The sequence below is a fragment of the Neobacillus sp. PS3-40 genome, from assembly GCF_030915485.1.
Lineage (GTDB): Bacteria > Bacillota > Bacilli > Bacillales > Cytobacillaceae > JAUZPL01.
Window position 1 is genome coordinate 2,510,238 of sequence record NZ_CP133266.1, and the last position, 13,943, is coordinate 2,524,180.

A 13,943-nucleotide genomic window follows, 5' to 3' on the forward strand; every position below is an offset into this window, starting at 1 on the left:
TTTCAACTAATTAGTATAATTATTCTTAAGAGCAACTAGCATTTAATTCTGGAATTATCACTAAGTAATTGGCTGAGTTTGGTAGCCTGGAATTAGATAAAAGTAAAAACATATATAGTAATTCAAATATTGTTAAGTTTCTGAGAAATTGTTATAGAGGCATTTTATTGCAAGTGAGATGTTTGCATATGGATTCAATTAAAGATTTTCCCATCCTGGTTTTCTTTTATCTTTTACTTTGAGACCCTGCACATTTGGGTTGTTCTCTAGAAGTTTCATTTGAAATTGTTTAATAATAATTTTACTCACTGTAAATCCCCCGCTCATTTCTTTGATTTGATAATAAGTGGGTTTCTAGTCTCTGCACACGGAAAACCCAGAATAAAGGACTTTTCACATTGTGTCCAATGTTCGGAGACATTTTAGTTCATAGATACTACAATTTTTTATAATTATGGAATTAAATATATATATTGTCGAAAAATGTAATAATCACTGTATAATTAGATGCTGTTACCTTTATTTTTTATGAAATTTGTAATTTGTTATGTGTATATATAACTAAAACCAATTATGAAGCGTTATAATATAATAAAAAATGGTAGGGGGGTAAATATATGGTCAAATTACCTTTTAAAGTGTCGGCACGTGCTGCTAGATTGATTGGTAGGGAAAATGTAAGTAATGCAGAAGGGGCAATTATTGAATTAGTTAAAAATTCTTACGATGCAGATGCAAATTATTGCGTTCTATACATAGATAATCGATATACTGATATTCCAGCAGAATTGTCTAATAAAGAATACAATGAATTTTTTCACTTATTTATTGGATTAGATAGTGCGTATTCAAAAATAAATGAAAAATATTATTTGAACGAAAATTATTCTAAAAATAAAGAACTATTAGCTTTTTTTATCGGCTTAAATTCAATATATATAGTAGATAATGGTTCGGGTATGAATTTAGAAACTATAAATAATGCCTGGATGACTATTGGCACTGATAATAAATCATTAAATTATATTAGTGATAAAGGAAGAATTAAAACAGGCGCCAAAGGAATAGGAAGATTCGCTTTAGATAGATTAGGTAGTTCTTGTGAAATGAGAACCTTAGAAAAAACAAACAAAAATGGATATAAATGGAATGTTAGTTGGGAAGAATTTGAGAGAGAAGACACAGTAATTGGTGAAGTTTATGCAGATATAAGCGAAATAAATCAGGAAGAATTTCATCCAAAGATAAAAGAAGAGGTTTTTAATAAAATTGATCTTTCAGAGTATGATGATGAACAACTGGAAGGGTTAGACTTTGAAAGATTTAAAAAAGGAACCTATTTCAAAATTAAAGGCCTTAGAGATAATTGGAATGAGAAAAGTATAAAAAATCTTTTTGCAGGTCTTGATTCTCTAATTCCACCAAAGGAAGAAAGTGTATTTGACATATTTCTTTTTGTCTCTAAGAGCTCAAGAATGTATGGATCTGTTCAGGCATCTGCATGTGAAGATTTTGATTATAAAGTAGAAATTACTGTGGATGAGGAGCAAAATGTCAAAATAATAATGAATAGAGACGAGTTGGATTTAGACCAGCTTGATCAAGACGTTTTTTCTTTACCTGACTTTAATACCTTTCCATATAATAAGGAAACGCTTCTAGCAAGAAAGTTTGAACAATTATATAAAATTAAAGAACTTGTTCCAAAATATAAAGACTATGATTTGTCACCTTTGAAGAATTTTAGTTTTACTTTTTGTTATTTAAAAAGGGATTTTGGATCAACTAAAGATGAAATATTTAAGTATAGAAAATTTAATCCAAGTAAACGTAAGAATTGGTTAGATAGATATGGTGGAATAAAAATTTTCAGAGATTATTTTAGAGTGAGACCATATGGTGATCCTAAATCATCTGCTTTTGATTGGTTGAAATTATCTGAGAGGGTTCAGAAAAGTCCAGCAGGTATCGGGAAAGAGGATGGTGCATGGAGAATTAGACCAAATCAAATTTCTGGAAGTATTTTTATATCAAGAGAGCATAATGTTTTTGAAGATAAGTCTAGTCGTGAAGGTCTTCAAGAAACAGAGTTATTCGAAATTTTCCAAGAGATAATTATCCAAATGATAAATTTATTTGAAAAAGATCGTCAAAAAATTATGCGTTCTATTAAAAAGGTTTATGATGAAAAAAGTGAAAAAGAGAGTATTAAAAATGAAGGTAAAAAAATTGCACAAGAAACAGTAAAGACTCAAAAGAAAAAGAGTGAAACAAAGAAAGAAGAAAGTCCAATACAGAAAGAAAAAAGACTTGATAAACTAGAACAAGAAAATTTAATTTTGGCAAAAACCGTATTAACGTATGATGAAGTTGTTGAAGAAAAAGAGTTGCAGTTGAAATTGATAAAAGCTTTAGCAGGAACGGGTATTGCCCTTACTTCTTTATCTCACGAAATAAAGACAATTAGTTCACCATTAGTGACTCGAAACCAACATTTGAAATCACTTTTAAACAACATCGCAAATAAAAAAGACGAGTATGAATTTAAGGATGCTTACAAGTTTATAGATCTAATGATAGAAAAGGATAAGGTATTAAAAGGATGGCTAGATGTTGCTCTTAATATAGTTTCAAAGGATAAAAGAAGACGAAAGAAAATTAACATTTATGAAGTTATAGATAAAATTCTTAATACATGGTACCCTTCCCTATCTGAAAAGAAAATTACGATAAACTTAAATAAATTAGATAACATGATTATTGAGTGGAATGCATTTATTATTGATATTGAAAGTATCATTAATAACCTAATAATTAATTCTTTCATTGCATTTCAATCAAAAGAACATACCGGTGAGCGAGTAATTAATATCAACTTGAGGGCTAACACAAGTATAGAAGGTGGAGCAGATTATCTTGAATTAATCTTTAGTGACACTGGACCAGGTCTTTCGAGTTTAGTAAAGGATAAAAATGAAATATTTGATCCTTTTTTTACTACTAGGACAGAAGATGGTACAGGTCTAGGTCTATGGATAGTCAAAACAACAGTCCAAGAATATAAAGGAACAGTTGAAGTCTTGGATAGTGTAAAGGGATTTTCCTTATTATTCAAATTTCCATTGAGAAAAGATGAAGGAGTAAAAATCACAAATGTATAGAATAGGACTTATTGAAGACGATTTAATGATGCAAACCATGATTTCAGAAAGGCTAGGTAGGGTCAACACTGATTCTAAGTCTGTTCTAGAGATTATTCCCGTTGAATTTGATTACTTGACCCTTCAAGATTTAGTGGATGTAATATATGAACAAAAATTTGATGCAATAGTAATTGATCATAAGCTGAAATCTACAAACACTGATATTAATTATGAAGGTACAGATATCGCATTAGAAATAGAAAGTATTATACATTTTTTTCCTGTTTTTATTTTAACATCATATGATCTTGATGCTGAGTCTAAAAAGTACACTGACGTAAACAAAGTTTACAAAAAGGAAAAATATATTGAAGATGAAAAAGGCGATGTGGTTGATTCTATTAATAGAAAAATCATAAAACAAATAGAACACTATAAGGAGCGATTAAAAGCAGCTGAGGATGAAATTTATGAACTTAGGATAAAGCCAAATTTAACTAATGACGAGAGAGACCGATTATTGCAACAAGATCATTTAATCGAAAAGAGCATGACTGGACGACATCATACACCATTAATACTCAAGAATAACGATGAAAAACTTCAAGAACTATTGGATATTTTTAGTGATTTTATTGTAAAGAGTGATAAGAATGGTTGTTGATATAAACACCCCAGTAAAACTAAAATTCAGAAATGCAACACCTATAAAAAGAGTAGTCGAATACGATGCAGATAGTAATTATAAAAAATATCGAAGTTTTTTAAAGGAAGATTTTAATGGTAGGTGTGGTTATTGTGATTCACCTTTTGGAATTGTAAAGAAAGACTATCATATAGATCATTTTATACCACAATTCATTATAAATAAATTTCCTACACATTTAAATTTATTAAATGATTATAGTAACCTTGTGTACTCCTGTCCTTCATGTAATGGAAGTAAAAGTGATAAATGGCCGTCTGAGCATCCTGATATACCATTTTTAAATGAAGAAGGGTTTATAAATCCATGTAGTGAGCTTTATGATTCTTTGTTTTACAGAGATGAAAAGGGAGCTATATATCCAAAAGAAAAGTTGAAAACTGCTGCATACATATTTAAGGAATTAAAGTTATATTTGAGAAAGCATCAAACTGTATGGAAGATCGAAGAATTAATATCGCTAAGTAAGAAAGCCATTAATGAAGAAACCTCTGACTCTAGGTTAGAGAGCATTAAAGAACTATTAGGATATTTAGAAGAACATTTTGAAATGGAAATTAATTAAATGGAAGAAAATAAAGTAAATGGATCTTATTATACACCTAGAATATTGGCTAAATTATTAGTTGAAAAAGCCTTGAATTATGCACAAAAGAGGAATCTAAGTATATTAGAACCTAGTTGCGGAGATGGAGTTTTCTTGAAAGAACTACTAGGTAATGATGATTTCCTATCTAGGAAGGAAAGTTCAATATGTGTTGTAGAAAAAAATCACATAGAATTGGAAAAAACAAAGAAATATAAAAAAAACTTTTCTGAGAATCAAATTAAGACGTCATTTAATGCTATGGATTTTTTAGATTTTGTACTTCATAGCAAAAAAAAGTTTAATTTAATATTAGGTAATCCACCCTATATCCACAAAAAATTCCTTTCGGATAGGCAAATAGATTTATCAAAAACTATCTTAAAAAAGATTGATCTTGATGTTAATACAATATATAACATTTGGATGCCATTTGTTGTTGGTTGTTCAAAGTTGTTGTCTTCTAATGGAGTTTTATGTCTAATATTGCCTGCTGAATTGCTGCAAGTTAAATATGCAGAGCCGATAAGAAAATTCCTTTTCCGAGAATTTAATGAATTTCATATTATGTCATTCGATAATCAGATATTTAAGGGTATAGAGCAGGATGTTGTGGTCTTCTTCGGGATTAAAAATAGTAATAATAAAACAATTACTCATGAGTTATTATCTAATACTGCAGATCAACTAGAAGTAATCGAAAGGAATATATTAAAGCCAAAAAAATATTTAAACAAATGGCTTTGGTATTTAATGTCAAATGAGGAAATTGAGTTATTAATTAGAATAAAGAATGATTTTCATTCCATAGATACGTATTGTAAAAGCAGTGCAGGTATAGTTACTGGAAACAATAGCTACTTCATATTAAATCAAGAACAGGTCAGAAAATATAATTTGGGGGACTGGGTAAAACCAATTTTAAAGAAAAGCGCTTTTACTAAAAATTCCCTTACATTTTCAAAGAAAGACTTTAATGCTTTAGTTGTATCAAATAATCCTTGTTTTTTATTGGATTTAAATAATATGAATAGTGATGATGATATACCATATGAAATAGAAGATTATTTAAAAAGGGGAATAGACTCAAAAGTCCAACTTGGATATAAATGCAAAGTGAGAAATGACTGGTATAAGGTTCCCTCCATTTGGACGTCAGAAGGAATATTTTTCAAGAGAATTCACCTAGTGCCTAAACTTATAAAAAATACTATGAAAGTGAACATTACTGACACAGGTTATCGAATTTCAATGATTGAAGATTATAGTATCAATAGTCTAATTTTTAGTTTTTATAATTCACTAACATTATTGTTATTAGAATTAGAAGGAAGATACTATGGTGGTGGTGTGTTGGAGGTTACTCCGAATGAGTTTAAAAACATAGCGATACCTTACTTGGATATAAACCAAAAGGAATTTAATAAATTGAAAAGTTTAGTTAATAGAAATAAATCTATTGAAGAGATTCTTCAATATACCGACGAAATTATTTTGATAAACCATTTTGGTATTGATCACAAAACTTTAGAGATAATACGAAGGCTAAGAGAAAAAATTGTGAAATTCAGGGTGAATTAATGACTTTTTTCCTACCGTTGATTTCCACTCCTCTATTTTCTAGAAAGTCTAAAACCTGTGAAATAGAAATTTGCCCACCGCCATTTTTTTCAAGTTCAATTAAAAATTCCATAGAAGCTTCTTTTTTGAAAATTTTCTCGAAATATAACAATTTGTTATTTATATCAGTGTGTTTAAAATTATCCATTATTCTATCCTCCATCAACAAATTAATTTTATGTATGTCTGTATTAAGATCTATTGCTAGTATACGCATGAATGAAATAATTTAATATTAGTTTTTTGCATGGAAAAACACATGAAATCACAAAACTTTGGGTACCGTTTTACAAGGAAAAGTACATAACCTAAGTTAATTTGACATGGAGCCTATGCAGGCTATCGTGCCAGCCTATCCATGCAAAATCGTGCTATGATAATTCTGTATTTTTGATTGCACTCTCTGTATTGTTTTCTTGCTACACCCTGTACTTTTATTTTGCATTACACAATATAAGTAAATCTAACTAACTTTACACTTTTTCAGACCTGAATAATATTTGAATTTAAATAACTTTATTGTTACTACACTTTACACTTTTATTGATAATGTCCTGAAAATTAAACAACTTTATTTTATGTCCCTTCACATTTGAAGCAGTGAAATGCAGGTTCATTGACTCCAAATCAAACAACTTTATTGTAAATGTACAAGGGTTATTATCGAAAAAAAATTCGTTTAAAGTAAAATAAAACTGTTCACTAGCACGAGTAAAAATTGGAGTATAGCTCCAGTTTTCACTCGTGTTTTTTTATGAAAATTTGGAAAAGGAAAAGAAGGAATAAAGAATAAAAGTGAAAGAGAAAAAGCGGAAAAAATCCTAATAAATCAACATTTTGAAAAAAAAAAGTAGAAAAAAGGAAAAAAACAGGGGAGAAAAAGAGGGATTCATTTACCGTTTTTATTTGATTTCAAAAATTGGGGGTCATTAAGAACTTTGTTTTTTACATTTTAACAGGGTGTGATGGTTTAACAAGTAATTTAAAATGATCAACCTTTTTTATAAAACAATTTTCTCGCTAAATATGAAGAGAATCCATTTTGATCAATCTTTTTTCAAAATGGATTCTTTTAATTTGCGATATTAAGATGAAGGAATATTATTAGAAATTAATTAATAAGTTACTGTTCATTTAAGTTTGTTACAGAAACACTTTGTTTATTATTTGGTTCATTAAGTGAATGGATTGTAGCTGTTCCATTTTGTTTATCCACGTGCTCAATGTAAATACTTTCCCCATTATAGGTTACGTTTGCCCTTGTTGGGGAAGAAGAAATTTCTTGTGCTCGTTGTGCATTCATTATAGCCACCTCCTTTTGATTTCAATAGTTATACTATTTGTTCAAGATTGATTAGATATACTTGTCGGAATAGAAATTGCTTTCAGTTTCAAGTTGACTTTTCCCATAGCTATTAAACGATAGCCTTAAATAAGGCTTCTTTATTTCAGTAAGGATGCTTTCGTAAAATAATTGAGAAGCTATGTTTTTGTAGCTCTTTTGCATTTTTTATATTCCACTTTCGGGTTTACTAAATGTGAAAAATAATCGAACTTTTCTAAGTTCCATTTTTTTTGAAAAAAATGGAGTCTTCTTATTGGCAGTAAATCAGGGATTTATAAAAAAAGAAGTATTTTCATAGTTTTGATAAAATTGGTTTTAAGTGATAAAATTACCATGGTAATAGTTGTTATGTTGCAAAATACGTAAACGATTGAAGGGATGTAAAACTATGGCTAAAGAAGGTTATTATTCTATTAAAGTTAACCCATCAACAAAAACGATTGATATGGTAGTTAGTGGAACATTTACACCAGAAAAAGCACTACAATTTGTTAATGATTATCAAAGTAAAGTTGGAACGATAAAAGCAGGAGAATTTATTTTAAAATGCGATTGTCGGGAATTAGATGTTGTTACACAAGACATGATTCCAGACCTTGAAAATTGCTATCGTTTGTACCAGAGCTCTGGATTTAATAAAGTTGTTATTGAAATTAAAAAGAGCCCAGTTATTAAAATGCAATTAAGTCGTATTGGCCGTAATACTGGATTAACCAATTTGGAATTCGTTGAAGTTTAATAGCCATAACAAGAAAAGCAGGATTCTTTATGGATCTTACTTTTTTTTTGTTGAAAATAACAGCTTTGAAATTAGTTTGTGATTTAAGAAAATATGGGAGGCAAAGATTAAAACATGACAAGCATTAGCATTAAAGCAGTAGATATTTACCACCCAGAGAAAAGTGAAAACAATGATTATTACATTGAATATTTTAAGAAAAAAGGAAGAGATATTACTAGTTTCTTAGAATTTATGGGAAGAAAAGAACGATATTTTATTGATAATAAACATGAAAATTCGATAACAATGGCGATTGAAGCATCTAAACGTGTCTTAAAGAAAGCTCAATTAGCAGGAGAAGATATTGATTTAATCATATTTTCCACACAAGTTCCAGAAAAAACCTTTCCGACAAATGTAATGTATGTACATAACGCAATTGGTGGGAAGCACAGTGCAATTGCATTGGACATGAATGTAAATTGTGCTGGAATGACGACTGCAGTTGATATGGCTTCGCGTTATCTCTCTTCAAATCCTTATATGAAGAGAGCGTTAGTTGTAGGGTCTGACTATCTTTCTCTTCTTGCTAATCCTGATGAGGAAATTAGCTTTGCCAATTTTGGAGATGCATCATCTGCTGTTATTTTAGAAAACACAGCAGATGATAATACAGGTTTTATCGATGCTATTTATGATATAGATTCTGATAATAGAAATAATATTCAATATCCTGAAATGGGACTATCTAGGTCTATAACTGAAAAAATTGATGGACAAGGAATTAAGTGGCTACCTTTTGATGGAAGCATGATCTTACCAGCTACGTATGAAATGATTGAAACACTTTTAAAACGTAATCATTTAAAGATCGATGATATAAACGGATTTTGTTTATCCCAATTTGCCCTTTCTAACATTTTAAAAGTACAAGAACATTTTGAAATACCGAGTGAAAAAATCATATATGTAGGAGATGAGTATGGATATACTGGGACAAGTAGTCCGTTTATTGCCTTATATGAAGGGATTGAATCAGGTCAAATTAGACGTGGAGATTATGTGCTTTTCTGGACTGTAGGAGGAGGACATGAACTTATTGCAATGTTATTTAAATACTAGCATTTTTATAAAAACAAGAGAGCCCATTCTCTTGTTTTTATGTGTGCTTGGCAGCATATTGCTCTAATGGGTGGAAGTCCCTATCGTACTGTTGTGGCGAAAACAACTGCTTATGGGCAATATAAATATAATCTCTCTTGTAAACCTTCTAAGACTTCTTCTGGAACTTCCTTGACCAAGAGATCCCCACCTAGAAAAAGTAGCCAATTTGTTATTTCGGTCACTTCTTCGGGCTTAATAATATTGATAAAAGTCTTTAGAATGGCTGTGGTTTGGTAAGGATTCGTATAGGAAATTGAAACTTTTAAAGGATGGTATTTTTTGAATTGGGCAATCGCTTTTGGACCAAGTTCAAGGATAAGGTTGATTTCTTCTCCCTGCTTACTTAGTTTTTCTAAAATCTTTTTCTTACTTAATCTTTTTTTCTCCGGGTAGGGTTTGACATCGGTGAGTTCATCGACAGGAAAAATCTTCTTCTTTTCTTCCTTTAAGTCAAAGCCTTCAATCAGCCAAACGCTTTTTTCATGATAAAGGTGCAAGAGATAGATTGGATAAGACTTTATTACCTTCTCTTCTTTGATGGTAATCCATAAATAGCGATCCAAAAGAAGAGTTTGGATGAGTTTTTCTACCATGGGATGGGGGATGTCCGAAAGCTCAAGCAGGTCGGGATTATTGGGATTGGTCCCCTCAAAAAGCAAGATTTGATTTAACAGAACAAGGTCATCTTGCTGGTTTTCTGAGATGAGGCCAAGTAATTTTTCAGCTAAAGACTGACGACTTTTTAGATAGGGAAGTTGTTGATTTCTGGTGGCCATAAAGGCAATAAAAAGAGCTTTGACCTCATTATCGGTAAAACGAACCTCGGGCAGGACAGAATTGTGCATGACAAAATACCCCCCATCCCTTCCAACTTCAGCGATAAGTGGCATCCCCAAGGCTTCTATTTCTCTGATATCTCTAATAGCTGTCGAACGAGAGATGTTAAACTCTCGCATGATTTCAGAAACGGTAAAGTGGGCGCGGTTGTTGATATACCGCATGATGGTATTAATCCGTTCAACTTTTTTCATCAGGACTCCTAAACAGTATCAATTTTTGACATGATTTAAGGCTATCATATAACTATCAAGTGAAGTGGACAAGTCATTTGATTAATATAATAAAGAGGTAGGTTTTGAAAATGGCAGATTATACCCTAGAAGAAAAAGATAGCTTTACCGTTATAGGTTTGGGAACTGAGCTTAAGAGCCATTACACAGATTTTGCCGGCTTAAATAAGGAAAAGTCAGATTTTTGGCAGGCGGTAAGCCAAGATGGAAGGCTTGACACTTTAAAAGCCCTTGCCACAAATGACTACATTTTTGCCGTAAATGAAGCGGTGAATAACAAGATGATGCATTATGCTGGAGTCTTGAGCGAGGCATCAGCACCAGAAGAAGCAAGAGTGATCCAATTTCCTAAGGGAGAATACCTAGTTGTTAAAGGGGAAGGGAAAACAGCTGATGAATTGAATAATAAGCTTGCTGGCCTTGCCTTTGGACAAGTCTTGCCAGAAGCAAAGAATTTTGCCTATGTTGGTGGGCCCAATGCAACGGTTGAGATGGGTCAGCGAAACGACTTAATTCTTGGTGAAATGTGGATTCCTGTTGTTAGGAAATAAAGAAATAAAAGGAGAGATGCAAATGTCCTATATCGTTGATTTTAAAAATGTGTCTCCAGTTGGTTTAGAGACCTCACCAGTAGTAAGCGCGCTTGCTGGCTTACGTGCTAATGAAGCCCGTTATTTTATGAATAAATACAAGCATGAATTTACGGTTGTACCAGCTAGCGAGTCCGGGGAGACCCTTGATTATGTGAACCGAATTTTGAAAGAAGAACGTGATATTGAGTTTGCTGCCAAACCTTTAGAAACGTCACGTTTTCAAGTGGAAAATATCAAAATGGCCTACGTTTTTTATGAGGATGGTCTTTGTGTCAACGTCATGTATTCACTTGATGACCCTAAGCCGAAGCGGGCCGTTGGTTTTAAGCTTTCTGAGGGGATGGAGGTACCAAAGGAGTTAGAAGGGAAGTTTAAGTTTGCTAGGCAGAAGTCTAAATTAGCTGGAACCATTCGGGGCTCGTATTTTGTCATTAAAGGAGAATATTAGAGTAAAACATTTTCCTTACACAATAATGTGTGTCCTAATATAAAAAAGTGTGGTCAAGATCGAAGGAAAATCAGGTTAGATGCCTGGTTCTACTCCAAGTTATTTTTATGCAGATTTCAGTGAATTGGTAAACAAATGAGCAAAAGGCGTGAAATATGATCGTTCATAGTTTAAAATAGCTATAAACTAGCACGAGCGAAAATTGGAGTATGCCTCCGGTTTTCACTCGTGTATTTTTTTCCTATTGACATGCTGGAAAAGTGGTAGTATTATTTTGTTTGTTAATTATTTTAGCTACTAAGATATTTTGCAAATAAGTAATTAAGTTTCTAAAGGAGAATTCCGATCGTGGCAGAACATAATGAAAATTTTGTGGATCGTAAACGAGAAATATTGCAGGAAGTTCAAGGATTGTTTGAAGCTGTTGCCCGTAAGCTCAAACATAAAATCCAGCATTCCCAATCTGCTTTCCAGCTTGCAGGTGGGCAAGTATTCGTAATGATGATGCTTCATAGACAAGAAATATGTAAAGCATCAGATATTGCTGCTCATTTGGGCATAACCTCAGGAGCCGTTACAGGATTAACCGATAAGATGGTGAAAATGGGGATATTAAATCGTATCCGTTCGGAAGAAGATCGCCGTGTCGTACAATTCTCGCTTACGGCTAAAGGGATCGAGGTTTTGGAGCATATTCGCCAGGAGCGCCTGCAAATGTTACTTGGCACGTTTGAAAATCTCGGGACAGAAGATTTAGAAAAAATGTTGGAAGTATTCACTAAGTTGAATGCTGTCCTATAATAATTTACAAGGAGTGGAATTATGACTGAAACAATATTGACACCGAAGCAAATCCGTTGGATTGTCACTGGACTTATGCTCGGTCTTTTGCTTTCTTCACTTGATCAAACCATCGTTTCAACTGCGATGCCCACAGTTATTGCAGATTTACATGGACTATCACTTTACAGCTGGGTATTTTCCATCTATATGTTGACTTCAACAACATCGGTCCCTATTTTTGGTAAGTTGGCTGATTTATTTGGTAGAAGATTGATTTACTTAATAGGAATGGGCTTTTTCCTCGTGGGTTCTGCTCTTTGTGGCTTTTCCCATAATATGACGGAACTCATTATATTCCGGGCTATTCAAGGGATTGGCGCAGGGGCTTTAATGCCGATCGCTATGACGGTTATCGGGGATATCTTTCCGCCGGAGCGTCGTGGTAAAATGCAAGGTCTTTTTGGAGCAGTCTTTGGTCTTTCGAGTGTGGTAGGACCGGCAATCGGTGGTTTTATCGTTGATAATTTTAATTGGCAGTGGATTTTCTACATTAACCTTCCGATTGGAATTGCAGCAGCTATTGTTCTTGCTATATTCTTAAAAGAATCCAAAAGTGATGAGAAGAAATCCATCGACTGGGGTGGAGCGCTTGTTTTGACAGGTGCTGTTGTAACATTGCTTCTTGCACTTGTGCTTGGAGGCGGAACCGAAAGTGATACGGGTACACATTATCCTTGGGGATCTCCGCAGATAATCGGACTATTTTCTGCCAGCGCTATACTAATTGCATCATTTATTCTAATTGAATCAAAGGTAAAAGAGCCGATTATCCCGCTTCACTTGTTTAAAAAACGTGTTATTTCTGTTTCTAGCATTGTAGGCTTTTTCATGGGAATTGGAATGTTTGGAGCTATTACGTATATTCCTTTATTTGTCCAAGGTGTTATTGGGTCATCTGCATCTAGAGCGGGTTACATTCTTACGCCGCTCATGCTCTCGCTGATCTTATCAAGTATCATCGGTGGTAGAATTATCGCCAAAGTATCTTACCGTGTTATTATTGTTACTTCGATGTGTATCATGACGATAGGCTTCTATCTTATGTCTCAAATGGATATCCATACAACAAATAGTGCTATCGTTTTATATATGATTATTTCTGGTTTTGGAATGGGTGCATTGATGCCTGTATTAACTATTGCAGTTCAAAGTGCCGTTCCAAAAGAACAACGTGGGGTTGCAACTTCTTCCTCACAGTTCTTTCGCTCGATTGGTGCAACATTAGGTGTGAGTGTTATGGGCGCACTAATGACGAATAAAATGAATGAAGGCATTCAAAATCTAGGCACTATTCTTCCTAATATCCCAAAGGAAGTAATAGCAAAATTTGCAAATCCGCAAATCTTATTAAATGCAAAAGCAAGAGCAAGTATGCCGCCTGCCCTTTTAGATCAAGTACGCGGAGTATTAGCTAATTCAATCACAGTTATTTTCGTTAGTGGTGTCATTTTCATAATAATCGGCCTTATAGCTGGCTTGTTCATGGGTCGTGAACGTCTTAAAAAGACTGAAGAAAACGAACCAAAGGAAGCTTTAAAAACCAAGCCAGAATTGACGTAATCCATAAACAAATGAAGTCGTCAAGCATCAGCAAGAAAGCTGAGCTTGACGGCTTTTTGTTATTTAATCGTATATCCAAACAAACTATTTACGGAAAGTAGTAGAATTTTTCTATTAACAAATATTGAGCAACTTCTTCTTTAT

At 32.8% G+C, this 13,943-nt stretch carries 13 protein-coding genes; 10 read left to right on the top strand and 3 right to left on the bottom strand.

Annotated elements, in window-relative coordinates; genetic code table 11:
• Nucleotides 1–617: 617 nt before the first annotated feature.
• From RCG20_RS12295 to RCG20_RS12310, 4 genes are read left to right on the top strand one after another with little or no spacing between them, the layout of a single operon-like run.
• A complete protein-coding gene (locus tag RCG20_RS12295; protein WP_308180438.1) occupies nucleotides 618–3,161 on the top strand; it encodes a sensor histidine kinase in 2,544 nt (847 codons plus the stop codon).
• The gene (locus tag RCG20_RS12300; RefSeq protein ID WP_308180439.1) at nucleotides 3,154–3,807 is read left to right on the top strand and encodes a hypothetical protein; all 654 of its coding nucleotides are present in this window, start codon (nucleotides 3,154–3,156) and stop codon (nucleotides 3,805–3,807) included. The genes RCG20_RS12295 and RCG20_RS12300 overlap by 8 nt, the downstream gene beginning before the upstream one ends.
• The gene (locus RCG20_RS12305; protein ID WP_308180440.1) at nucleotides 3,797–4,414 is read left to right on the top strand and encodes an HNH endonuclease; all 618 of its coding nucleotides are present in this window, start codon (nucleotides 3,797–3,799) and stop codon (nucleotides 4,412–4,414) included. Before RCG20_RS12300 ends, RCG20_RS12305 begins: the two co-directional genes overlap by 11 nt.
• On the top strand, nucleotides 4,415–6,016 hold the full coding sequence (locus tag RCG20_RS12310) for an Eco57I restriction-modification methylase domain-containing protein (protein WP_308180441.1): 1,602 nt from the start codon (nucleotides 4,415–4,417) through the stop codon (nucleotides 6,014–6,016).
• Here the strand turns inward: RCG20_RS12310 and RCG20_RS12315 are convergent.
• The gene (locus RCG20_RS12315) at nucleotides 6,003–6,203 is read right to left on the bottom strand and encodes a hypothetical protein (RefSeq protein WP_308180442.1); all 201 of its coding nucleotides are present in this window, start codon (nucleotides 6,201–6,203) and stop codon (nucleotides 6,003–6,005) included. The genes RCG20_RS12310 and RCG20_RS12315 overlap by 14 nt on opposite strands.
• A gap of 975 nt (nucleotides 6,204–7,178) precedes the next feature.
• Nucleotides 7,179–7,358: a small acid-soluble spore protein H gene (locus RCG20_RS12320; protein WP_308180443.1), complete on the bottom strand. Its 180-nt coding sequence runs from the start codon at nucleotides 7,356–7,358 to the stop codon at nucleotides 7,179–7,181.
• 430 nt (nucleotides 7,359–7,788) lie between these two features.
• Between RCG20_RS12320 and RCG20_RS12325 the strand changes: the two genes are divergently transcribed.
• Both RCG20_RS12325 and RCG20_RS12330 read left to right on the top strand, forming a co-directional pair.
• Entirely contained in the window at nucleotides 7,789–8,139 is a 351-nt protein-coding gene (locus tag RCG20_RS12325; protein WP_308180444.1) for a hypothetical protein, read from the top strand.
• 114 nt (nucleotides 8,140–8,253) lie between these two features.
• Complete coding sequence (locus RCG20_RS12330) at nucleotides 8,254–9,243, top strand: 3-oxoacyl-[acyl-carrier-protein] synthase III C-terminal domain-containing protein (protein ID WP_308180445.1); 990 nt, start codon at nucleotides 8,254–8,256, stop codon at nucleotides 9,241–9,243.
• Between the two features lie 110 nt (nucleotides 9,244–9,353).
• Here RCG20_RS12330 and RCG20_RS12335 read toward each other — a convergent pair whose 3' ends face one another.
• The gene (locus RCG20_RS12335) at nucleotides 9,354–10,316 is read right to left on the bottom strand and encodes a helix-turn-helix transcriptional regulator (protein WP_308180446.1); all 963 of its coding nucleotides are present in this window, start codon (nucleotides 10,314–10,316) and stop codon (nucleotides 9,354–9,356) included.
• A 110-nt stretch (nucleotides 10,317–10,426) separates the two neighbouring features.
• Between RCG20_RS12335 and RCG20_RS12340 the strand changes: the two genes are divergently transcribed.
• The 4 genes from RCG20_RS12340 (at nucleotide 10,427) to RCG20_RS12355 (ending at nucleotide 13,799) form a co-directional block, all read left to right on the top strand.
• The gene (locus RCG20_RS12340; RefSeq protein ID WP_308180447.1) at nucleotides 10,427–10,906 is read left to right on the top strand and encodes a GyrI-like domain-containing protein; all 480 of its coding nucleotides are present in this window, start codon (nucleotides 10,427–10,429) and stop codon (nucleotides 10,904–10,906) included.
• Nucleotides 10,907–10,928: 22 nt separating this feature from the next.
• On the top strand, nucleotides 10,929–11,396 hold the full coding sequence (locus RCG20_RS12345) for a DUF8821 family protein (protein WP_308180448.1): 468 nt from the start codon (nucleotides 10,929–10,931) through the stop codon (nucleotides 11,394–11,396).
• Nucleotides 11,397–11,744: 348 nt separating this feature from the next.
• Nucleotides 11,745–12,197, top strand: a complete 453-nt coding sequence (locus tag RCG20_RS12350) for a MarR family winged helix-turn-helix transcriptional regulator (protein WP_308180449.1) — start codon at nucleotides 11,745–11,747, stop codon at nucleotides 12,195–12,197.
• A gap of 21 nt (nucleotides 12,198–12,218) precedes the next feature.
• On the top strand, nucleotides 12,219–13,799 hold the full coding sequence (locus tag RCG20_RS12355) for an MDR family MFS transporter (RefSeq protein WP_308180450.1): 1,581 nt from the start codon (nucleotides 12,219–12,221) through the stop codon (nucleotides 13,797–13,799).
• Nucleotides 13,800–13,943: the final 144 nt, after the last annotated feature.

Coding starts and splice junctions, on each gene's coding strand:
- RCG20_RS12295 (WP_308180438.1), top strand. CDS start 618: ATGGTCAAATTACCTTTTAAAGTGTCGGCACGTGCTGCTAGATTGATT.
- RCG20_RS12310 (WP_308180441.1), top strand. CDS start 4,415: ATGGAAGAAAATAAAGTAAATGGATCTTATTATACACCTAGAATATTG.
- RCG20_RS12335 (WP_308180446.1), bottom strand. CDS start 10,316: ATGAAAAAAGTTGAACGGATTAATACCATCATGCGGTATATCAACAAC.
- RCG20_RS12325 (WP_308180444.1), top strand. CDS start 7,789: ATGGCTAAAGAAGGTTATTATTCTATTAAAGTTAACCCATCAACAAAA.
- RCG20_RS12305 (WP_308180440.1), top strand. CDS start 3,797: ATGGTTGTTGATATAAACACCCCAGTAAAACTAAAATTCAGAAATGCA.
- RCG20_RS12355 (WP_308180450.1), top strand. CDS start 12,219: ATGACTGAAACAATATTGACACCGAAGCAAATCCGTTGGATTGTCACT.
- RCG20_RS12345 (WP_308180448.1), top strand. CDS start 10,929: ATGTCCTATATCGTTGATTTTAAAAATGTGTCTCCAGTTGGTTTAGAG.
- RCG20_RS12320 (WP_308180443.1), bottom strand. CDS start 7,358: ATGAATGCACAACGAGCACAAGAAATTTCTTCTTCCCCAACAAGGGCA.
- RCG20_RS12300 (WP_308180439.1), top strand. CDS start 3,154: ATGTATAGAATAGGACTTATTGAAGACGATTTAATGATGCAAACCATG.
- RCG20_RS12315 (WP_308180442.1), bottom strand. CDS start 6,203: ATGGATAATTTTAAACACACTGATATAAATAACAAATTGTTATATTTC.
- RCG20_RS12330 (WP_308180445.1), top strand. CDS start 8,254: ATGACAAGCATTAGCATTAAAGCAGTAGATATTTACCACCCAGAGAAA.
- RCG20_RS12340 (WP_308180447.1), top strand. CDS start 10,427: ATGGCAGATTATACCCTAGAAGAAAAAGATAGCTTTACCGTTATAGGT.